The sequence below is a fragment of the Nocardia sp. NBC_01377 genome (genome assembly GCF_045040005.1).
Lineage (GTDB): Bacteria > Actinomycetota > Actinomycetes > Mycobacteriales > Mycobacteriaceae > Nocardia > Nocardia noduli.
The window spans coordinates 8,063,057-8,083,308 of the sequence record NZ_CP109566.1 but is presented as its reverse complement, the minus strand read 5'-3'; the positions used below and the strand labels follow the sequence as shown (position 1 = coordinate 8,083,308).

21 protein-coding genes are annotated in these 20,252 nt (G+C 64.2%); 13 read left to right on the top strand and 8 right to left on the bottom strand.

The features are described from left to right. Positions 1 to 4 precede the first annotated feature (4 nt). The 3 genes from OG225_RS37220 to OG225_RS37210 are packed head-to-tail and all read left to right on the top strand — an operon-like array spanning position 5 to position 2,730. Positions 5 to 886, top strand: coding sequence for a CoA transferase subunit A (locus tag OG225_RS37220; RefSeq protein ID WP_405179380.1), 882 nt, complete (start codon positions 5 to 7; stop codon positions 884 to 886). Then, the gene (locus tag OG225_RS37215; RefSeq protein WP_405179379.1) at positions 887 to 1,651 is read left to right on the top strand and encodes a CoA-transferase subunit beta; all 765 of its coding nucleotides are present in this window, start codon (positions 887 to 889) and stop codon (positions 1,649 to 1,651) included. Continuing rightward, on the top strand, positions 1,648 to 2,730 hold the full coding sequence (locus OG225_RS37210; RefSeq protein WP_405179378.1) for an NAD(P)H-dependent flavin oxidoreductase: 1,083 nt from the start codon (positions 1,648 to 1,650) through the stop codon (positions 2,728 to 2,730). Before OG225_RS37215 ends, OG225_RS37210 begins: the two co-directional genes overlap by 4 nt. 18 nt (positions 2,731 to 2,748) lie before the next feature. On the opposite strand, the gene OG225_RS37205 is transcribed toward OG225_RS37210, so the two are convergent. Continuing rightward, positions 2,749 to 3,504, bottom strand: coding sequence for an SDR family NAD(P)-dependent oxidoreductase (locus tag OG225_RS37205; RefSeq protein WP_405179377.1), 756 nt, complete (start codon positions 3,502 to 3,504; stop codon positions 2,749 to 2,751). A gap of 102 nt (positions 3,505 to 3,606) precedes the next feature. On the opposite strand from OG225_RS37205, the gene OG225_RS37200 reads away from it, so the two are divergent. Continuing rightward, positions 3,607 to 4,431, top strand: a complete 825-nt coding sequence (locus tag OG225_RS37200; protein ID WP_405179376.1) for a helix-turn-helix transcriptional regulator — start codon at positions 3,607 to 3,609, stop codon at positions 4,429 to 4,431. A 194-nt stretch (positions 4,432 to 4,625) separates the two neighbouring features. Here the strand turns inward: OG225_RS37200 and OG225_RS37195 are convergent, their stop codons facing one another. The 5 genes from OG225_RS37195 to OG225_RS37175 form a co-directional block, all read right to left on the bottom strand. Continuing rightward, positions 4,626 to 5,816 carry an acetyl-CoA C-acetyltransferase gene (locus OG225_RS37195; protein WP_405179375.1) on the bottom strand — a complete coding sequence of 397 codons (1,191 nt, stop codon included), beginning with the start codon at positions 5,814 to 5,816 and terminating at the stop codon, positions 4,626 to 4,628. 8 nt (positions 5,817 to 5,824) lie between these two features. Then, positions 5,825 to 6,424: a TetR/AcrR family transcriptional regulator gene (locus tag OG225_RS37190; RefSeq protein ID WP_405183496.1), complete on the bottom strand. Its 600-nt coding sequence runs from the start codon at positions 6,422 to 6,424 to the stop codon at positions 5,825 to 5,827. Between the two features lie 93 nt (positions 6,425 to 6,517). Continuing rightward, positions 6,518 to 7,249, bottom strand: a complete 732-nt coding sequence (locus OG225_RS37185) for a hypothetical protein (RefSeq protein WP_405179374.1) — start codon at positions 7,247 to 7,249, stop codon at positions 6,518 to 6,520. Positions 7,250 to 7,466: 217 nt separating this feature from the next. Beyond that, complete coding sequence (locus tag OG225_RS37180) at positions 7,467 to 7,838, bottom strand: hypothetical protein (RefSeq protein ID WP_405179373.1); 372 nt, start codon at positions 7,836 to 7,838, stop codon at positions 7,467 to 7,469. A 94-nt stretch (positions 7,839 to 7,932) separates the two neighbouring features. Continuing rightward, a complete protein-coding gene (locus OG225_RS37175) occupies positions 7,933 to 8,667 on the bottom strand; it encodes a hypothetical protein (RefSeq protein WP_405179372.1) in 735 nt (244 codons plus the stop codon). 395 nt (positions 8,668 to 9,062) lie between these two features. Between OG225_RS37175 and OG225_RS37170 the strand changes: the two genes are divergently transcribed. Then, positions 9,063 to 11,819, top strand: coding sequence for a DEAD/DEAH box helicase family protein (locus OG225_RS37170; protein WP_405179371.1), 2,757 nt, complete (start codon positions 9,063 to 9,065; stop codon positions 11,817 to 11,819). After that, the gene (locus OG225_RS37165; RefSeq protein WP_405179370.1) at positions 11,816 to 13,069 is read left to right on the top strand and encodes a restriction endonuclease subunit S; all 1,254 of its coding nucleotides are present in this window, start codon (positions 11,816 to 11,818) and stop codon (positions 13,067 to 13,069) included. Before OG225_RS37170 ends, OG225_RS37165 begins: the two co-directional genes overlap by 4 nt. A gap of 246 nt (positions 13,070 to 13,315) precedes the next feature. On the opposite strand, the gene OG225_RS37160 is transcribed toward OG225_RS37165, so the two are convergent. Continuing rightward, a complete protein-coding gene (locus tag OG225_RS37160) occupies positions 13,316 to 13,681 on the bottom strand; it encodes a DUF397 domain-containing protein (protein WP_405179369.1) in 366 nt (121 codons plus the stop codon). Continuing rightward, entirely contained in the window at positions 13,678 to 14,523 is an 846-nt protein-coding gene (locus OG225_RS37155) for a helix-turn-helix domain-containing protein (protein ID WP_405179368.1), read from the bottom strand. Before OG225_RS37155 ends, OG225_RS37160 begins: the two co-directional genes overlap by 4 nt. 171 nt (positions 14,524 to 14,694) lie before the next feature. Between OG225_RS37155 and OG225_RS37150 the strand changes: the two genes are divergently transcribed. The 7 genes from OG225_RS37150 (at position 14,695) to OG225_RS37120 (ending at position 20,076) form a co-directional block, all read left to right on the top strand. Further along, on the top strand, positions 14,695 to 14,994 hold the full coding sequence (locus OG225_RS37150) for a hypothetical protein (RefSeq protein ID WP_405179367.1): 300 nt from the start codon (positions 14,695 to 14,697) through the stop codon (positions 14,992 to 14,994). Then, on the top strand, positions 14,994 to 15,464 hold the full coding sequence (locus OG225_RS37145; protein ID WP_405179366.1) for a hypothetical protein: 471 nt from the start codon (positions 14,994 to 14,996) through the stop codon (positions 15,462 to 15,464). The genes OG225_RS37150 and OG225_RS37145 overlap by 1 nt, the downstream gene beginning before the upstream one ends. Positions 15,465 to 15,515: 51 nt before the next feature. Further along, the gene (locus tag OG225_RS37140; protein WP_405179365.1) at positions 15,516 to 16,001 is read left to right on the top strand and encodes a DUF4254 domain-containing protein; all 486 of its coding nucleotides are present in this window, start codon (positions 15,516 to 15,518) and stop codon (positions 15,999 to 16,001) included. Positions 16,002 to 16,380: 379 nt separating this feature from the next. Further along, entirely contained in the window at positions 16,381 to 16,668 is a 288-nt protein-coding gene (locus OG225_RS37135) for a hypothetical protein (protein ID WP_405179364.1), read from the top strand. Beyond that, the gene (locus OG225_RS37130) at positions 16,665 to 18,176 is read left to right on the top strand and encodes an N-6 DNA methylase (protein ID WP_405179363.1); all 1,512 of its coding nucleotides are present in this window, start codon (positions 16,665 to 16,667) and stop codon (positions 18,174 to 18,176) included. The genes OG225_RS37135 and OG225_RS37130 overlap by 4 nt, the downstream gene beginning before the upstream one ends. 281 nt (positions 18,177 to 18,457) lie before the next feature. Next, positions 18,458 to 19,321, top strand: a complete 864-nt coding sequence (locus OG225_RS37125; protein WP_405179362.1) for a DNA-processing protein DprA — start codon at positions 18,458 to 18,460, stop codon at positions 19,319 to 19,321. Positions 19,322 to 19,581: 260 nt separating this feature from the next. Then, entirely contained in the window at positions 19,582 to 20,076 is a 495-nt protein-coding gene (locus OG225_RS37120; RefSeq protein ID WP_405179361.1) for a hypothetical protein, read from the top strand. Positions 20,077 to 20,252 lie beyond the last annotated feature (176 nt).

Genomic DNA, 20,252 nt, shown 5'->3' with positions numbered 1-20,252 from the left:
CACCATGCGAGACAAGCGAATGTCGCTCGACGAGGTCGTCGGCGAGCTGCGCAGCGGCATGACCATCGGTATCGGCGGCTGGGGTTCCCGGCGCAAGCCGATGGCGCTGGTCCGAGCCATCCTGCGCTCGGACATCACCGACCTGACCGTGGTGAGCTACGGCGGCCCCGATCTCGGACTGCTCTGCTCGGCGGGCAAGGTGCGCAAGGCGTACTACGGATTCGTCTCCCTCGATTCGGCGCCGTTCTACGACCCGTGGTTCGCGAAGGCACGCACCTCCGGCGCGCTGGTGGCCCGCGAGATGGACGAGGGCATGCTGAAATGCGGGCTGGAGGCGGCCGCCGCGCGCCTGCCCTTCCTGCCGATCCGGGCGGGTCTCGGCTCGGACGTGTTCAACTTCTGGGACGGCGAATTGCGCACGGTCACCTCGCCCTATCCCGGCGAGAACGGCAAGCCCGAGACGCTCACCGCCATGCCCGCGCTGAATCTGGACGCGGCGCTGGTGCACCTGAATATCGGCGACAAACACGGCAATGCCGCCTACACCGGCGTCGACCCCTATTTCGACGACCTGTACTGCCTCGCCGCGCAGCGCCGCTACCTGTCGGTGGAGCGCGTGGTGGAGACCGAGGAACTGGTGAAATCCGTTCCGCTGCCGTCGTTGCTGCTCAATCGCATGATGGTCGACGGTGTCGTCGAGGCGCCCGGCGGCGCGCACTTCACCCTGGCGGGCGACGACTACGGGCGAGACGAGAAATTCCAGCGCCACTACGTGGAGTCGGCCAAGACGCCGGAGGGCTGGCAGCAGTTCGTCGACACCTACCTGTCGGTCTCCGAAGACGAGTACCAGGCCGCCGTCCGCGCGTTCGCCACCGAGGAGGCGTGAATGTCCGAGATATCCACCGACACTGTCACCCGCGCCGAGATCTGCGCGGTCGCGTGCGCCGAGATCTTCGAGGGCGCGGGCGAGATCATGGCATCCCCGATGTCGCCGATGTCCATCCTCGGCGCACGCCTGGCCAAACTGACCACCGAACCGGATCTGCTGCTCTCCGACGGTGAGGCGCTGCTGTTCGCCGAGACTCCCCCGATCGGCGGAAAATCCCCCATCGAGGGCTGGATCCCGTTCCGCAAGGTTTTCGACGTGGTGGCCTCGGGCCGTCGTCACGTGGTGATGGGCGCCAACCAGGTGGACCGCCACGGCAACCAGAACCTGTCCGCGTTCGGGCCGTTGCAGCAGCCGACCCGGCAGATGTTCGGGGTGCGCGGCGCACCGGGCAACACTCTCAATCACGCCACCAGTTACTGGATTTCGCGTCACAACAAGCGGACTTTCGTGGAGACGGTCGATATCGTCAGCGGCGTCGGCTACGACAAGATCGACCCGGACAATCCGGCCTTCCGTTTCCACCACCTGCACCGGGTGGTGACCAACCTGGGCGTCTTCGATTTCGAAGGGCCGGACCACACCATGCGGGCCCGCAGCCTGCACCCCGGGGTCACCGCCGACGAGGTCGCGGAGAACACCTCGTTCGACATCGCTGGACTGACCGAGGCGGGCGAGTCGAGGCGGCCAACCGCCGAAGAACTGCGCCTGATCCGGGATGTGCTCGATCCCAAGAAGGTTCGCGAATCCGAGGTTCCGGCATGACACCCGCGATCCGGACCCCGTTGACCGAACTCGTCGGCATCGAACATCCGGTCGTGCAGACCGGCATGGGCTGGGTGGCGGGCCCGAGCCTGGTCTCGGCGACCTCGAACGCGGGCGGTCTCGGCATCCTCGCCTCCGCCACCATGACCTTCGCCGAACTCGAAGCCGCCGTCGCGAAAACGAAGGCGCACACCAACAAACCCTTCGGCGTGAACCTTCGCGCCGATGCCACCGACGCGCCCGAGCGGATCGATCTGCTCATCCGGGAGAAGGTGGCGGTCGCCTCGTTCGCGCTCGCACCCGAACAGGATCTGATCGCGAAACTCAAAGACGCGGGCGTCGTGGTGATTCCGTCGATCGGGGCGGCCAAACACGCGGTGAAGGTGGCCTCGTGGGGCGCGGACGCGGTGATCGTGCAGGGCGGCGAGGGCGGCGGACACACCGGCCCGGTCGCGACCACCCTGCTGCTGCCCTCGGTCCTCGACGCCGTCGACATCCCCGTGGTCGCCGCGGGCGGCTTCTTCGACGGCCGCGGCCTGGCCGCCGCGCTCGCCTACGGCGCGGCGGGCGTCGCCATGGGCACCCGTTTCCTGCTCACCCAGGAGAGCACGGTGCCCGACGCGGTCAAACAGGAGTACCTGAGCAGGCAATTGCAGGACACCGTCGTCTCGCTGAAGGTCGACGGCATGCCGCACCGGGTGCTCAACACCGAACTGGTGCAACGCCTCGAACATTCCGGCCGCTGGCGCGGACTCGGCGCGGCCGTCGCCAACGCCGCCCGCTTCAAGGGCATGACCGGCATGAAATGGCCGACCCTGGTCCGCGACGGCCTCGCCATGCGCAAACAGAAGGACCTGACCTGGTCCCAGGTCGTCATGGCCGCGAATACCCCTATGCTGCTGCGCGCCGGACTGGTCGAGGGCGACACGCACGCGGGAGTGCTCGCGGCCGGACAGGTCACCGGCATCATCGACGACCTGCCCACCTGCCGGGAATTGATCGAACGCATCGTCACCGACGCGGCGGCGCGGATAGATGCGATAGGTGCGCTGAAAGCGGGAACCGCCGCGTCCGCCTGATACCCGACGGCGTCGCTCTCACCAGGGCAGGATGCCGTACTCGTCCTCGCCGGTCGCGCCCCAGCGGTAGCCCCACAGGGTGCCCGTGGGGCCGTCGGCGGGCAGGGTCGCCAGGCGCGCGACCACCTCGGCTCCCTGCGCGGCGGTGCGGAATCCGGTGTTGCCGTTCAGGTCGGTCGCGCAGTAGCCGGGGTTGGCCGCGTTGACCTTGATGGGTGTGTTCCACAGTTCCTTGGCGTACATCGCCGTGACCATGGTCAGGGCGGTCTTCGAGGTGGGGTAGGGGATCGCGGCCATCGGCCACAGGGGGCTACCCTCGTCCATCGTCATCGTGAACGAGCCGACCTCGCTCGACACGTTCACGATGCGGGCGGCCTCGGACCGGCGCAGCAGCGGCAGCACGGCATTGGTGAGGGCGACGATGCCGAAGACATTGGTCTCGAACACCTCGCGCAGGGTGCTCAGCGCGGTGGAGGACGGTTTGCCGTCGCCATCGAGCCTGCCCGCGATACCCGCGTTGTTGACCAGGATGTCGAGTTTGCCGAATTCGGCGTCGATATCGGCGGCGGCGCGGGCGATCGAGTCGGCGTCGGTGACATCGAGTGGAACGAAACGCGCGTCGGCTCCCGCCTCGGACAGCGCCGCCGCCGCGTTCTTGCCTCGGTCGGCGTCGCGCGCGCCGACCAGAACGGTCGTCCCGGTCGCGGCGAGCTGCCCGGCTGTTTCGAATCCGATCCCCTTGTTGGCGCCGGTGATCAATGCGATGGTCGTCATGGCCGCGAGATTTCCACCGCGGCCGAGCGCCCGGGAGGCTCGGTCGAAAGTGGTACCGCTTGTACCTCCCCCGCGACCATCCGGATCGTCGACACTGGATCGGTGACGGACAAAGGGGAACTCGCGGCATTCCTGAAAGCGCGTCGCGCCCGCCTGCGTCCCGGCGACGTGGGGTTGCCCGAGAACGGGCAGCGGCGCACTCCCGGCCTACGACGTCAGGAAGTCGCCCAGCTCGCGGGTATCTCGGTCGAGTACTACATCCGGCTCGAGCAATCCAGGGGCCCGCGGCCGTCGCAGCAGGTGCTGGCGGCACTGTCGCGGGCACTGCTGCTCACCGTGGACGAGCGCGACTACCTGCTGCGCGTCGCCGGTCACCATCCGCCGCCGGTGGTGGGACCGAATCGTACGGTGCCGGAATCGATCCGGATCATCCTGGACACCATGACCGAGACTCCCGCCTACGTCGTGGACGCGACCTACGAGGTGCTCGCCTGGAATCGTGCGGCGATACCGTTCATCGGCGATCTGGCCACCGTCCCCGACGCCGAACGCAATATCGTGCGCTGGACGTTCCGGACGGCCGCCGATCACCCCCGGTGGTCCGACGAGGACACCGTCGCCTTCGCCCGTTCGACGGTCGCCGACCTGCGCGCCGCCTACGCCCGCTACCCCGGCCACCCAGCCCTCGCCGCTCTGGTCACCGAATTACTCGGCACCGCAACGAGTTTCGCGGCGATGTGGCACGACCACGATGTCGAGATCCGGCGCACGCACCGCAAGCAGGTCGCCCATCCCGAACTCGGGGCGTTGGAATTCGAATGTCAGGTACTGCACATCAGCGATACCGATCAGCGCATGATCGTGTACTGCGCCGCGCCGAATTCGCCGACCGCCGAGGTGTTCCGGGCGCTGTCGGCGACGCGATGAACGCGGACGGCGTAGCACCGTGGGCGCCAAGGATATCTGGAAGCAGCGCCGCAGGGAGTCGACGCACGATGGGCGTGGACACGTCCCGGAGGCCGGGGCGCGGAACACTGCGCGGACGCGGACAGGTTCTGCCGAGTTCGGCGATGAGCAGACAATCGAGGTGGCGCGGTGAACGCGCCACCTCGATCTCGAAATCAGCGATCCAGGCGCTCGATGATGGTCGCGTTGGCGGTGCCGCCACCCTCGCAGATGGTGAGCAGACCGTAGCGGCCGTTGACCCGCTCGAGTTCGTTGAGCAGGGTGGCGAACAGTTTCGCGCCGGTCGCGCCGAGGGGGTGACCGAGGGCGATCGCGCCGCCGTTGACGTTCACCTTGTCCGAGTCGGCGCCGGTCTCCTTCAACCAGGCGAGCACCACGGGTGCGAATGCCTCGTTGATCTCGACGACGTCGATATCGTCGATGGTGAGACCGGTCTTCTCCAGCGCCCATTTGGTGGCCGGGATCGGGGCGGTCAGCATGAAGATCGGGTCGGCGCCGCGCGCGCTGACGTGGTGGATTCGCGCGCGCGGTGTGAGTCCGTATTCCTGGACGGCCCATTCCGAGGCGAGCAGGGTGGCGCTGGCGCCGTCGGAGATCTGGCTGGCCACGGCGGCGGTCAGCGGACTGCCCTCGGCGAGCGCGGGCAGCGAGGCCATCTTCTCCAGGGTCGTCTCGCGCGGGCCCTGGTCGATCGAGAAATCGCCGACCGGCACGATCTCGTTGTCGAAACGGCCGTTCTTGATGGCGTCGCGGGCGCGCTCGTGGCTGCGCAGCGCCCAGCGCTCCATATCCTCGCGGCTGATCCCCCACTTCTCGGCGATCAGTTGCGCGCCGCGGAACTGGGACACCTCCTCGGTGCCGTACCGGTGATCCCAGCCCTCGGAGCCGACGAACGGCGAATCGAAACCGTATTCCTTGCCCGCGAGCATGGCCGCGGAGATCGGGATCCGGCTCATGTTCTGCACGCCGCCCGCGACGATCACCTCGGCGGTGCCGCTCATGATGGCCTGCGCGCCGAAATTGATGGCCTGCTGCGAGGATCCGCACTGGCGGTCCACCGTGACGCCGGGCACCTCTTCGGGGAATCCGGCGGCAAGCCACGCGGTACGCCCGATATTGCCCGCCTGCGGTCCGACATTGTCGACGCAGCCGACGATGACGTCGTCGACGAATTTCGGGTCGACCGGATTGCGGTCGAGCAGACCACGCAGCGCGGCGGCACCGAGATCGGCCGGGTGCGCCTCGGCGAGCGCGCCGTTGCGCTTGCCGACCGGGGTGCGCACGGCGTCGATCACGTAGGCGTCCCGGAGCGGGGCGTAGGGCCGACGGGCGGATGGTGCAGACATGGAATCTCCTACTCGGACTTGCCCTCGGGTACGACCGACCCGGAGGCGATGGCTTGCGAAGCCGTTGGGACGGTGAGCCCGTCCAGCACGATGGTCAGGTATTGCTTGGCGAGGTTGTCGACGGTGATGGGACCGCCCGGCTGGTACCACCGCACCGCGACCCACACGGTGTCGCGCAGGAATCGGAAGGTGAGTTCGACATCGAGTTCGGCGCGGAAACTGCCGTCCTCGACGCCGTTGATCAGCACGCGGTGCCAGAGTTCACGGAATTCGGCGTTGTACTCGGCGATATAGGCGAACCGTTCCGAAGCGCGCAGGCGCTTGGCCTCGGTCTGGTAGATGGCGACCGCGGAGTGGAATCGGTCGAACGATCCGTAGGACGCGATCACCAGGGCTTCCAACGTGTCTCGCGCGCTCAGTCCGGCGGCGACGATCTCGCGATAGCGCCCGAACAGGTCGTCGAGGAATCCGCGCAGGATCTCGTCCACCATGGATTCCTTGGAATCGAAGTGGTGGTAGAGGCTCCCGGATAGGATTCCGGCCGCGTCGGCGATATCGCGGACGGTGGTAGCACGCAGTCCCCGCTCGGCGAAAAGTTCGGCCGCCATCGATAGCAACTCGTTGCGGCGCGCTGATTTCGTGGAGTCCGGTGCGGTCACCACGCCATAGTACAACCAAGCATTTGCTTGGTGCCAGCGCCGTCAGCGTGACGAATAGCGCAACGGCGAGGACATGGAGAGATCGGCGAGCAGCCGTTCACAGATGACCACCGGGGAGATACCCGCCCGCGCCATCCGGGTCACCAGGGCGAGGCGGCGTTCGCAACTGTCCCATTCGACGGTGAGCGGTCCGCGTTCCGGGCCCGCGTCCACGGTCGCCATGACCCGAGGCGGGCCGTGCGAGGTCGGTTCCTCGATCAGCTTCAACACGATGCCGCGCTGCCAGGCCCGATAGGTGTCCATATCCGCGCCGACCACCAGTTTGTCGGTCGCCGCGCACAACCCCTGGGCGATCTCGTCGGCAAAGGCATCGCGGCCGAATCGGACCCTGCGGCTCCTGTGCACGAGTTCGAGCAGGTCCGCGCGCACCTCGCGCATCAACGCCATCTGCCGCTGCCTGCGCCGATCCCGCGCGGAAGGCACACCGCCCTCGGGATGAAGCCCGATCCGCCGACCCCGTTCGTGCACCCGCTCGGTATCGGCCCTGAGAGCCGCCCGCGGATCACGTACGACCTCGGCTTCGTCCACCGCGAACTGCTCGAGAAAATGCGCGGCCCGGCACGCGACGGCACGGGCGGATTCGTGCCGCATGATTTCGGCACCCAGGGTCAACGCCGCGAGTACGAGCCCTTCCAGTCTGCGCCTGGCCAGCACGACATCGCGCACCAATTCGAGTTCCAGTTGTTCGCGGGCGCCCGGGCGATCCATGCCCATAGCCATCGCCCCTTACGGGAGTGCGTGATCCGACCGATCCCAGCATCCCACACCCACCGACCAACCGCCCCCGGTTTTCCCTGATCAGCGCTACTCCACAGAGTCCTGTGAGCTGTGTCCGTCATCCGCGTCGACCGCTCGAGCCCGCCTCGGGCGGGCCGCGCCGGTTCCGATTGCCGAACGGTATCTCCGAGCCTCCGAACAGGATCGCTCGATTTCAGCGCGGACCACCGATCCCCGTGAACCAGCGGCCACCACACTGGCTTCCGACCAAGTCGAACCGGTTGTCCGGCACCCCGATCTTGGCGATGCCCGATTCGCAGAATTCGAGAAGGATCTCCGGGGGCAAATGGCCCGCGAGCGATACATAGAATCGATCGACACGGCCTTGCGCGGGGGCGCCTCCGGTCGCTATGCAACCTATATAGGCGACCGAACGGTTCACACCGACCGTAACACTGTCGTTGCAGTAGTAGACTCCCCCCACAAACACTTCGGCCGAGGCGGTCTGCGGTGTGGCGATCAAGCCGACAGCCATCGCCGCACTCACTGCGGCAAAAATTCGCGCACAGGATTTCTTGAAACTCATGAAGACCTCTATATTTTCATAGACCAACGAAAGACGAGACTCGCTCACAGCGAGCAAGTGCCGGGTGCGATTCGAACGCACGCCACCTCAGAATTCATTCGGTGTACCACTGGAATGGCTCGGAGCCGCCGGCATGGGAATTGATGGAGTCACGCAAATATTGCGCGGACTCGATCAGTGCGCCACTGCCTTCGATACTGCCGATAAGAATCCCCAGGAAATCCACCCGATTGTCGGCAGCGCGGTGGTATACGATGCCGCCCGAGTCGCCTTTTTCGGAAGGAAAGTCAGCGATGAAGTGGCCATTACCCACGGAAGTGATGTGCCCACAGGTATGCCCGGTACCGGTGCCGATGTGGCAGACCTCTTCGCCGACGTAGGGAGCGGAATCGGCGGTATTGATACGGATCTTACCGGGCAAAAACGCTTGCATTATGGTGTCCGGCGACAGGCGGATCAGCGCGAAGCCCATATCCGCGATGCTCGCATCCGAGCCGAACGCCTGCTCGTAATGGCCGATGACGCGGCCACCGGCCGAATACACGGTTTTACCTTCTTCGTAGCAATGGGCAGCGGTGACGCCGTACTCGGCGCCGCCGATATACCCGGTCGCCCCCAGGGCGCATATCCTGGTACCCGTATGGATTGTCATCCCGGGTGCAGCCACACCGATCTGCGCGTACGCCACGGTCGGGAACCCCGCACTGAACACAAGAGCCGATGCTGCTATCAGTACAGCGCTCGATAATCTTCGTCGAAACCGCATGCTTTCGTTTTCTTTCGCTCGGTACTCGGCACAAACGAACAGGAAAAAAACCACGGTGAACACCGCAGCAGGACAGTGAGATCAGGAGAAATGAAGGTACGGCCTCAATCGGCTAGCGATACCATGTGATGACACGCCCCAGAAATGCGCTTACCCTCCCGACAGGCGGACCGACCGCCGCTCCCGGCGGAACCATACCAGCGCGATGCCGTAACCGCCAACAGTTACTTCTGCGCCACTGCGATCCCCGACTTTCGCCACCAGTTCGGATCGCGCTGGTTCGAAACGAGTCATCGATGCGCAATACTCACTGGCCGTATTGAACGGGCGTTTTCAGCTATGGTCGCCGACGCGGTGAAGATCTGTGCCCCACCTCCGAGACTACGAACCCACCCACTCCCTTGATCTGCGACCCGATCGCACCTGAATGTCGTTCGGCTCCGATATCTTCGATTGTTATGAGCGACAAGCCCGCGGAACAACGTCTCGCCGCGGAACAACGCGCCAGGGCAATGATCGATGCCCAACTCGCCGCCGCCGGTTGGGCCGTGCAGGACAGGCGCGAACTCAATCTTTTCGCCGCGCGGGGCGTCGCTGTCCGCGAGGTCACGATGACGCGGGGACACGGCCGTGCCGACTATCTGCTGTACGTGGACAAGAAGGCCGTCGGCGTCATCGAGGCCAAACCGATGGGAACGCCCCTGTCGGGGGTGGAGTGGCAGTCCGCGATGTACGCGGAGGGCCTGCCGCCGGAGGTTCGTTTGAAGGCACTGACAGTGGACGGGCGGCTGCCGTTCGTCTTCGAGTCGAGCGGCACCGAACTCCACTTCACGAACGGCTACGACCCGGAACCTCGCGCCCGCACACTGTTCCACTTCCCCAGACCCGTCACGCTGGCCCGCGTGCTCCGTGACGCCGAGGCAGATCCGGAGGCTCCCACCTGGCGCGGCAAGGTGCGCTCGCTCCCCGAGTTGGATACGTCGGGTTTGCGGCCCGCGCAGATCACGGCGATCCGAGGTATCGAGAAGAGTTTGTCCGAGCAGCGCCACAAACGCAGTCTGGTGCAGATGGCGACGGGCGCGGGCAAGACCTACACCGCCGTGACACAGTCCTACCGTCTGCTGAAATTCGGCGGCTTCACCCGCGTCCTGTTCCTGGTCGACCGCAACAATCTCGCCGATCAGACCGTGGCCGAGTTCCAGAACTATCGCACGCCCGACGACGGCCGCAGGTTCACCGAGATCTACAACGTCGACAAACTCACCAAGGCCGGATTGCTCGGCTCGTCCAACGTGGTCGTCTCGACGATTCAACGTGTATTCAAATCCCTGCGCGGTGAGGATGTCGCCGACGCCGACGATCCCGGGCTGGACGACTACGTCCCCGACGCCCCCGTCACCGTCTCCTACAGTCCGGAACTCCCGCCGGAAACGTTCGACCTGATCATCGTCGATGAGGCGCATCGTTCGATCTACGGTGTGTGGCAGGGAGTTCTACGCTATTTCGACGCCCATATCGTCGGCCTGACGGCGACCCCCGGTAAGCAGACGTTCGGGTTCTTCGAGAAGAACCTGGTGTCGGAATACACCTACCCGCAGTCGGTGGCCGACTGCGTCAACGTCGACTTCGAGATCTACCGGATCCGCACCGAGATAAGCGAGCAGGGCTCACGGATCGAGGCGGGCACGGTGGTACCGATGGTCGACCGCCGCACTCGTGAAGAACGGCTCGAAGCCCTCGACGAGGACATGGATTACACGGCACCCCAGCTCGATCGCGCCGTCACCAGCAAATCTCAGATCCGCACCGTGCTGGAGACGTTCCGGGAGCGGCTGTTCACCGAGATCTTCCCGGGCCGTACGACGGTGCCCAAGACCCTGATCTTCGCCAAGGACGACGCGCACGCCGAGGAGATCGTCACGACCGTGCGCGAAGTCTTCGGCAAGGGAAACGATTTCGCCGCGAAGATCACCTACAGCGCCCGTGACGCCAAGGGGCATTTGCAGGCATTCCGCACCAGCCCGACCCTGCGCATCGCGGTCACGGTCGACATGATCGCGACCGGCACCGACGTCAAACCGCTCGAATGCGTGTTCTTCCTGCGCGACGTGCGCTCCGCGCAGTATTTCGAGCAGATGAAAGGCCGTGGCGCCCGCACCATCTCACCCGCCGATTACCAGGCGGTGACCCCCGACGCCACCAGCAAGACCCGCTTCGTGATCGTCGACGCCATCGGCGTCACCGAACACCCCTACGTCGACCCGCCCCTGAATCGCGAGCGCAATATCTCGCTGAAGAAACTTCTCGACAAAGCCGCCGCACTGACCCTCACCGAGAACGAGACCGCCACGCTCGCCGCCCGCCTCGCCAAACTCGAACTCGACCTCACCGACGCCGAACGCACCGAACTCGACGAGGTCGCCGGGCGGTCGGTGCGCGATATCGTTCGCGGCCTGGTCGACGCGGTGAATCCCGACATCCAATCGGCTGCGATCGAGAACGGCACCACGTTGCCCGAACTGCTGGAGCGCGCGATCGAGCCGATCGCCGCCGATCCCGCACTGCGCGAACGCATCATCGAACTGCGCCGCGCCCACGACCGCATCGTCGACGAGGTCAGCATCGACGTACTGCTCGACGCCCACGGCGTAGTCGACACCTCCCGCGCCCGCTCGGTCGTCGAATCCTGGCAGGCGTACCTGGACGAGCACCGCGACGAGATCACCGCCATCCAATTGCTTTCCGAAGTCCGCGACCGCCGCGCCTCCTTCCGTGACATCCAGGAACTCGCCGACCGCATCGCCCGCCCACCGCACAACTGGACCCCCGACATCATCTGGAACGCATACGCCGCCCTGGAAGTGAGCGTCGGCGGCGGTCTGCGCAACAACCACCGGACGCTGACCGACCTGGTCTCGCTGGTCCGATACACCGTCGGCGTCGACGAGGAACTCGTCCCCTACGCTGATCGGGTCCGGAATCGGTATGCCGGATGGCTGGCCCAGCAGGAGCAGGCCGGAGTCGTGTTCGGTGAAACGGAGAGGTGGTGGCTCGACCGTATGGTCTCGGTGATCGCGGCGTCGGCGGGGATTTCGGCGGGGGATCTGGATGATGCGCCGTTCATCGAACGCGGGGGGACGGATGGGGCGTTGCGGGATCTCGGGAATCGTGCGGGGGATTTGATCGAGGAATTGAATGCGGAGTTGACGGCGTGAATTGGCCGGTTGTGCCACTGGGAGATCTAGCAGCCATTCAGGGAGGAATTCAGAAGCAGCCCAAGCGAACAGCGAAGCATAACCCGCACCCGTTCCTACGGGTTGCCAATGTCACGGCGAGAGGCCTCGATCTAGAGGATATTCACCTCATAGAACTCTTTGACCTTGAACTAGATCGCTATCGCCTTCAAAAGGGTGACCTCCTTGTAGTTGAAGGTAACGGGAGCGCTTCCCAGATAGGCCGGGCCGCTATCTGGGATGGGTCAATTAAGGATGCCGTACATCAGAACCATTTGATCCGCGTACGGCCTAACGAAAGGCTAGACTCCCGATACCTTAGCCTGGTTTGGAACTCTCCGAGTATTCGGCAAGAGCTCACTATGGTGTCTAGTTCGACCAGCGGCCTTCACACCCTGAGCGTATCCAAGGTAAAACGGATTCACATTCCATTGCCGTCGATCGATGAGCAACACCGCCTCGTAGAACTCCTTGAGGGCTATCTTTCTCGACTTGATGCTGCAAGTCGTAATTTGAATGCTGTGGATCGACGCCTTGTTGCTCTCACAAAAAGCTCACTAGAAAAGAGTTTCGGGCAGGGTCGGCGCGTTCCACTGGGACAGTTGATCAAAAATATATCTGCGGGCAAGTCATTTGGTTCTTCGAATTCTGTTGCTGCCGAAGATCAGTGGGGAATTATCAAGGTTAGCGCCATGACTTGGGGCGAGTTCATGCCAGACCAGAACAAGGCGGTGCCGACAGATCTTGTAGACCCTCGATTCGAGATCCGCCAAGGCGATCTGCTGGTCAGCCGCGCGAACACAGCCGACTATGTTGGTGCGAGTGTTCTTGTTGGCCAAGTACGTCCACGACTTCTCCTTAGCGATAAGAGCCTGAGAGTCACGCCAGGTGATGACATAAGGATCGAATGGTTGTGGCGAGCGTTACAAGCCCCATCCGCGCGGCGACAGATATCCGCTCTCGCGACCGGGACAAAGGATTCGATGCGCAACATCTCGCAGGCTTCGCTTCGTAGCGTGCTACTTCCATCCGCTACACTCGCCGAACAGGACCAGGCGCTTACCGATTTCGCGGTTGTCGATGCTGCCGCCAAGAGAATGCGTGCAAGTCTCATCGATCAGCACTCACGACTGTCCAAGCTCCGACGTTCTCTTCTCACCGCCGCATTCTCCGGTCAGTTGACCGACCACAATACGGCGCTTGTAGCTTCAGCAGATCTGCTACCCGCATAGCTACCGAAACCAATTAGGGGAAATCTCGACAAGCAGGGGATACCGGCCCAACAGCGTAGCTCGCGAGTCCCGGCAAGGCCCGCCATAATTAATTTCGGCTCCACCACACTGTCTGATGCCTACAGGTACCCAGAGGGTTACAGGATTCTATCTTCAGTGAATGGACCGCACGAGGTGCAAGTAGTTCACCCCAGCCGCCTACCAGGGTGGGGCGAGGGAACTGTGACAACGTTGACACAAATTCGATCAGGCTGCGGCAGAAGTAAACTCGCCGCCGCGAATACCAGCAGTGAAAGCGGCCCATTCAGCAGCGGTGTAGGTCAACACGACGCCACAGGCATCACGAATGGATACGTTGTTGCAGTCGTCCCGTGCAAACACAGGCAGGTCGGCGGCGATTGTAGAAGTGATATCCAGGGCACGGTCCAGAAATGCCGCCCACCGCGCGGCAGGAACGATGATCTCGGGCTGCTTGGCAGACTCTCCAGTGAACTTGCTATCACGAATACGCACGGTATCGCTGTCGATCCACACTTCAACGCAAGCACCGCCGTCGCTGCCGCTGTAGCTACTCTTGCGCCACCTACGATCGGCCGAGTCCGGCGTGATCATGATTGGTCCTCCATCTCCTGAGCGATCTTCAGGATCAGGTTACGGGACTCGACGGGACCGGTCGCCGCAGCTTGCAGCCTGTCCCAGAGTCGAGCGTACGCCCGGACATCCTCGGGTTTGTCCACGTAATCGGCGTCACCATAGACGTCGAGGTAGACGACGTCGGCGGCATTTTCTCCGAACGACAAGAGAATGAAATGTACCCAAGCGTCACCGGCGCTGCGGGCGTTGAACGGCAGAACTTGCAACGTAACCTGGGGAATACGAGCGACATCCGCGAGGTGGAGCAAGGCGTTCCGCATCACGGATTCGTCGCCGACGACGCGACGCAGCGCGGACTCGCTGAGGATTGCGTTGATCTTCTTGGTGTGATCCCCGAGGATCGACTGGCGGCCGAGCCGAACCGCGATCAGGGCCTCGACCTCCTCGTCCGATACCCGAGGCTGCGCGGTCAGCAACATCGCGCGGATGTACTCCTCGGTCTGGAAGATGCCGGGGATCACCTCGTGCTGATACCACCTGATCTCCGAGGCGTCTGCTTCCAAGTCGAGGAACTGCCTGAACCAATCGGGAACTCCGCGCCCACTCCAGCGACCTCGCTGCCGACCAGCCCGCGCCAACTGCTTGAGCGACTCGGCTTCATCGGAATCGACGCTGTAGAAGTCCAGAAGCAGAGCCAGGTCGGTGAGCTTGATGCCGCTCTGGCCCAACTCGATACGGCTGATCTTGCTCGCGGCCGAATCAATCACCGCAGCAGCTTCTTCCTGCATCTTGCCTGCCGCTTCGCGGTACCGCTTGAGTGCGAGACCGAGACGGCGTCGCTGGATCGTGGGGCTCGCCACCGTTACTCCGCTCCATCTTCGTAGTCACGCCGACCATACGGGGTCTGGGGTACCCGCACGATGGGCAGATCGCCGAACCTCTCCGAATAGATTCCTAAAATAGAAGTCCAGCTGTAGGCTGGATGGACTCCCGAAATAGAAGTCTATTTTAGCCATCCGGAGGGGTGTTAGATGGCACGACGATCGAAGCAACGCGAGGCGATACCGCTGTTGAGCTGCGCCGTAGCCCGCAGCGTCGGCGAGGGCAAGTGGGCGGTCGATTTCCTACCCGGGCGAACCCTGTCCAGTGACCAAGCGCGAGCGGCCCTACGGGTAGCCGAGGAACTGAACAACCTACGCAGTCACGCAACCTCACTGGGTCTGACGCTGCTCGAACTCGTCGGCTTGGCGACGATGCACTGCTCCGAGCAGCGCCCATGCGCCCACGCCGAGGCCGCGCAAGTCCTCGCACAGATCGGGCGGGATCGGTGATGTTCGAGAGTTGCCACAGCGCAGGCGAAGTCGCCCACGTCTATCGACGAATGGGTTTCCCGGTCTCCTGCGCGTTCGACCGCGTCGCCCTGGTCGCGACTCCGACCTTGGGCGCAGTGACCATGCCCGCCACGCTGGGCAGCCTGGTCCGCCAAGCGCTGACCGAGGACCATCGATGCGAATCGGTGCCGATCCTGACCTACTCACGCTCGCACCGCGAATGGGTCTTCCTGGTCGGCCCGGCGTGGGGCGGACAGATAGCGCGGCGGACCCTGGAGAGCCTGGAGGCCCGTGGCGTGCGGGTGCTCGATGCCGGGCAACGGATCTGGCTACCGATGACCGATCACCCGACCAGCTGGTATTGGGTATCGCAGCCGGTCAACGCCCGGACGATACCCTCGCGCACCAGCGTGCTCGCCGACGCGCGCGAGTTCGTCGGGCGGATCGCACTCTCCACGGCGTGGATGTGACCGATGACCGACACCTCGGAACCCCTTCGGTCTCGACGGGCCGGACCGGACATGCCTTTGCTCTCCGGCGAGGCGTTGTCGGCGGCGATACGCGGGCACCACCTCGGTGATCATCCGTTGGCGAGGCTGGCCGCCCGGTTCGGGGCGATGCATCACCGGCACTTGATCGGGCTCGAAGCCGAGTGCCGTGCCGAGTGCCGTGCCGAGTGCCGCTGTCAGCGTGCGGAACTCGCCGCCGAGGTGGACGCGTGGGCGCGCGATCATCTCCCCGTCCCACATCCGGCCGCGACGCTGCACGCCGAACCGTTGGGTGCGGTGATCGACCGCCTCGCCGAAGCGCAAGTCGTCGCCTATCACCTGCTGATGACAGTCGATCCGGTCGACCCGCGAGTGCACGCGGCCTGGTATCGGCTGGCCGAACTGGTCGACGGCTACAACGACCTGATCACCGCGCTCTCCCAGCGTTCCCGCAGGCTCCCAGCCCCCCGGCAGCCGTCCATGACGGAATCCCGCACGCCGGAGGCCGATTCGCCGTGACGAAATCCATCCTTCGAGAAGGAGAACAACCCGGTGCACGACACTGCCCCCATTTCCCGTCGTCCGCCCCTACAGTTCGGCGCCGTCCCGGTCCGGACGGACAGGGCGGTGACCAGGTGAGTTGGCGACCGAGGCTCACGGCGCGCCGAAAGGCGCCCATTGCGAGGCACGAGTGCGGATCGGTACGGCTCTACGCCGATTGCGGACGTCCCATGTTCAACCGCGCGAACCGAGTCGTCGCGGTGGTGTGCCCGGCACTGCTGTGCGGATCGGTTCCGGTAGTGAACGACCGCATCGGCAGGCACGTGACCTGGGACGGTCGATGGTGCAGGTGGAGCGGGTGGCACGTCATGAACGAGCGGGCCGGGCGGGTGGAATCGTGACCGGCCTCGCAGATTGCCGCACCGACCCGGGCGAACTCGGCACCGACGACGCGATCCGGGCGATGAGCGTGCACCACGACTGCGCGCCGCAGTGCCACGTCCTGCGCCGGGCTTCGGACAGACTCGACGCGGCCTACGGTTGCGTGCCGCTGACCGCGAAGCGCGGGGTGTCTTCGGCAAGTCAGATCAGCGAGACGGATCGCCTGCTCGCCGCCAGAATCCGCGAGTACCTGGCACTGCCGAGGCAGTTCCCGGCCGGTCCGCGAAGTCGATATTCACGATGAAAGCGATCATGGAAGACTGGCCGACCATGACCGACTCCCGCCGCCTCGTAGACAAACTCTGGTCCTACTGCCATGTCCTGCGCGACGACGGTGTCGGCGTCATCGAATACACCGAACAACTCACCTACCTGCTGTTCCTGAAGATGGCGCACGAGCGCGAGACCCGAAGCCTGAACCCGCAGCAGGTCGTCCCCGCCGAGTACTCCTGGCAGAAACTGCTGGATTCGGAAGGCACCGAACTCGAGGTGGCGTACACGAAGATTCTGGTTGGTCTCGCGGAGCAGCCGGGGACGCTCGGGACCATTTTCCGTAAGGCGCAGAACCGGATTCAAGACCCCGCCAAACTCAAGAGGCTCATCGTCGATCTGATCGACAAGGAGAACTGGTCCTCGTCCGGCACCGACATCAAGGGTGACGCCTACGAGGAGTTGCTCTCGAAAGGCGCGTCGGACAAAGGGTCCGGGGCGGGGCAGTACTTCACGCCGCGCGAGTTGATCAACGGGATCGTCGACGTCATCGATCCAGGGGTCCGCGACACCGTCGTCGACCCGGCCTGCGGCACGGGCGGCTTCCTGCTCGTCGCCCACGAACACGCCGCGCGCGGTGCGGAGAATCTCACGCCCGCCCAACGCGGCCACCTGCGTGACGATTTCACCACCGGCTTCGAACTGGTCGACGGCACCGCTCGGCTGGCCGCGATGAATCTGCTGCTGCACGGGATCGGCACCCCGACCGGCGATTCGCTCATCGAAGTCCGTGACGCGCTCATCGCCGATCCCGGACAGCGCTGGAGCGTCGTCCTTTCCAATCCGCCGTTCGGGCGCAAGTCGTCACTGACGATGGTGGCGGCCGACGGGCGGGAAGTGCGCGAGGATCGCGAGATCGAACGTTCGGACTTCGTCGTCACCACCAGTAACAAACAGCTCAACTTCCTCCAGCACATCATGACGATCCTCGACATGAACGGCCGAGCCGCGGTGGTGCTGCCGGACAATGTGCTCTTCGAGGGCGGGGCGGGTGAAACCCTGCGGCGCAAACTGCTGAACGATTTCGACCTGCACACCATCCTGCGGTTGCCCACCGGCATCTTCTACGCGCAGGGTGTCAAGGCCAACGTGCTGTTCTTCGACAAGAAGCCCGCGTCGGAACAACCGTGGACCAACAAGCTGTGGGTGTACGACCTGCGCACCAACCAACACTTCACCCTCAAACAGAATCCGCTGCGCCGCCGCCACCTCGATGAATTCGTCGACCTGTACCTCGTCGGCAAGGACCGGGCCGAACGCGAGGAATCCGACCGTTGGCACTCGTACACCTATGACGACCTCATCACACGCGACAAGACCAACCTCGACATCACCTGGCTGCGAGACGAATCCCTCGAGGACACCGACAATCTGCCCGCACCCGAGATCATCGCCCGCGAGATCGTCGAAGACCTGACCGCCGCACTGGTGGAGTTCGAAGCGGTCGCGGCGGCATTGGAGAGCGCGGCGGCTGGGGAGTAACTGCGGCACTCTCCCCTCCCGGAAAACGCGGGCCTCCGGTCGCGTCACTGTGGCCGAGTCAGCCCATCCGATACCGGGGCAGCCGGACTACGCTGGCGTCGGACACCGTGTGGAACGACAGGAATCCGTCGGTGCCGCATGCAATACTTCGAACATTAGTTCGATAGCAATTCTGAGGAGTGCAGGTGATGAATGCGCACACCTCTTCGGGGTGCGATGAACCGACCGCAGGCGGTCGACGATCAGACTGGGACGATCGGGACCGCGCCGCACTGGTTGCCATGATGCGCCTGACGCCGAAGAGGACCGAGTGGTCGACGTTGACCGAACAGGTCAGCAATATCGGCAGCGCACGGCGACTGTGGCTGAACGAACATCCCGACGACCTGTTCGGTGCGAGCGAGGCGGCAGCCGACGTCCTCGGTGTGGCAACGCGCGACGTCGAATCCTGGAAACGAGCACCGTTCCAGATGCATACCTTTATGGATCCCAGCTACCCCGAGCGGCTGCGCTCGGTGCGGCAGATGCCGCCCGTGATCTTCACTCATGGTCGGCGTGTGCCCCGCGACACCGGAGTTTGCATCGTGGGGTCGCGTAATGCCTCCGAACACGGCCTGAAATTCGCTCGCCACGTCGCTCAGGCGCTGGTGGCGAGTCGCGTGACGGTAATCGCGGGTCTCGCCAAGGGAATCGATACCGCGGCTCATCAGGCCGCGTTGGACGCGAACGGTCGAACGGTAGCGGTACTCGGAAACGGTCTCGATCACGTCTATCCGAAGGAAAATCGGAGCCTACAGAGCACTATCGCCGAGCACGGCATGCTGCTGACACACTTCCTTCCGGAGTACGGGCCGTCGCGCTGGTCCTTCCCCGCTCGCAATGTCACGATGAGCGCTTACGGGACAGCGACCGTGATCGTCGAAGCCGGTGAGAAGAGCGGTACGAGAATCCAGGCGCGAGAAGCCGTCGCCCATGGGCGACCGGTCATCATGAACGAACACGTGGTCCAGTCCACCTCGTGGGGTCGCGCGATGCAGGATGAACCCGGTGTACATATCGCCCGATCGTCGGCGGAAGCGGTCGAGCACGCACTGCGAATCATCCACGAGCGCTCGACATTCACCGAACTGCTAGGGATTCGGTGACTCGCCCCTCGGACGATCCTCTCTTCCAACGACTCAACGAAATCCTCGCCCGCGAAGTAGGACACGCATCGCGGGAGAATCTGCATGCCACCTCGCCCGATGCGCTGCTGTTGCGGGGCATCGTGCGCGATCGAGTCGGGGGGTTCTTCTCCAACGCATATCCACCAAATGCTCCCGGCGTCTGTGGTGTTTGCCGTGGCCCCTCGGACTCGGGACTCTGCGGGCCATGCGAGGGAACTCGTAGAGGCTTCGGCGACCTGTTGGCCGACCGGACCATATTACTCACCTATGCGATCGGCAATATGCCGGGAGGTCGTCACCAGTCGGCCCACCATATGCTCACGTATAAGGGCTATCGCGGTACTCCGCCGGTCCACGAATGCTCCGAGGACCTTCAGCTGATGATCTCGGTGATGGTCGACATGCACAGAACGTGTTTGCAGTCATGGTTGGGCCACCCTTGGGACGCACTGACTTTCGTGCCCTCCAAAGAGAGGCCCGACGCGACACATCCGGTCGCGGCGCTCGCCAACGCGACTCTGCCCAAATTCAACTTCGCGGCCGCGCCGACGCCGAAGTTCCTGATGCGGCCAGGTCCTGGAAGCGACATCAAACGGAAGATGACGGCCGATCGGTTCGAGGTCGACGTGCAATGGCGCGAACGAGTGGACGGCAAACATGTTCTGATCGTCGATGACACCCGCAACCGCGACCATCCTATGTATAGCGCGATGGTTGCGCTGGGACTGGGATGATCACAGAATACTGATCGACTCACTCGGTGACGGATTCGACGTGCTACGTTGCCCTGTGCACGGTTGCCCCTGCGCAGCCGTAAAAGGGTATGCGGTTTCGGCTCCGACCCCGTAGGGGTGTGCTGTGTCCAACCACTCTGCGTGCCACCGGAATACGGCCGCAGTTGTCATCGGCG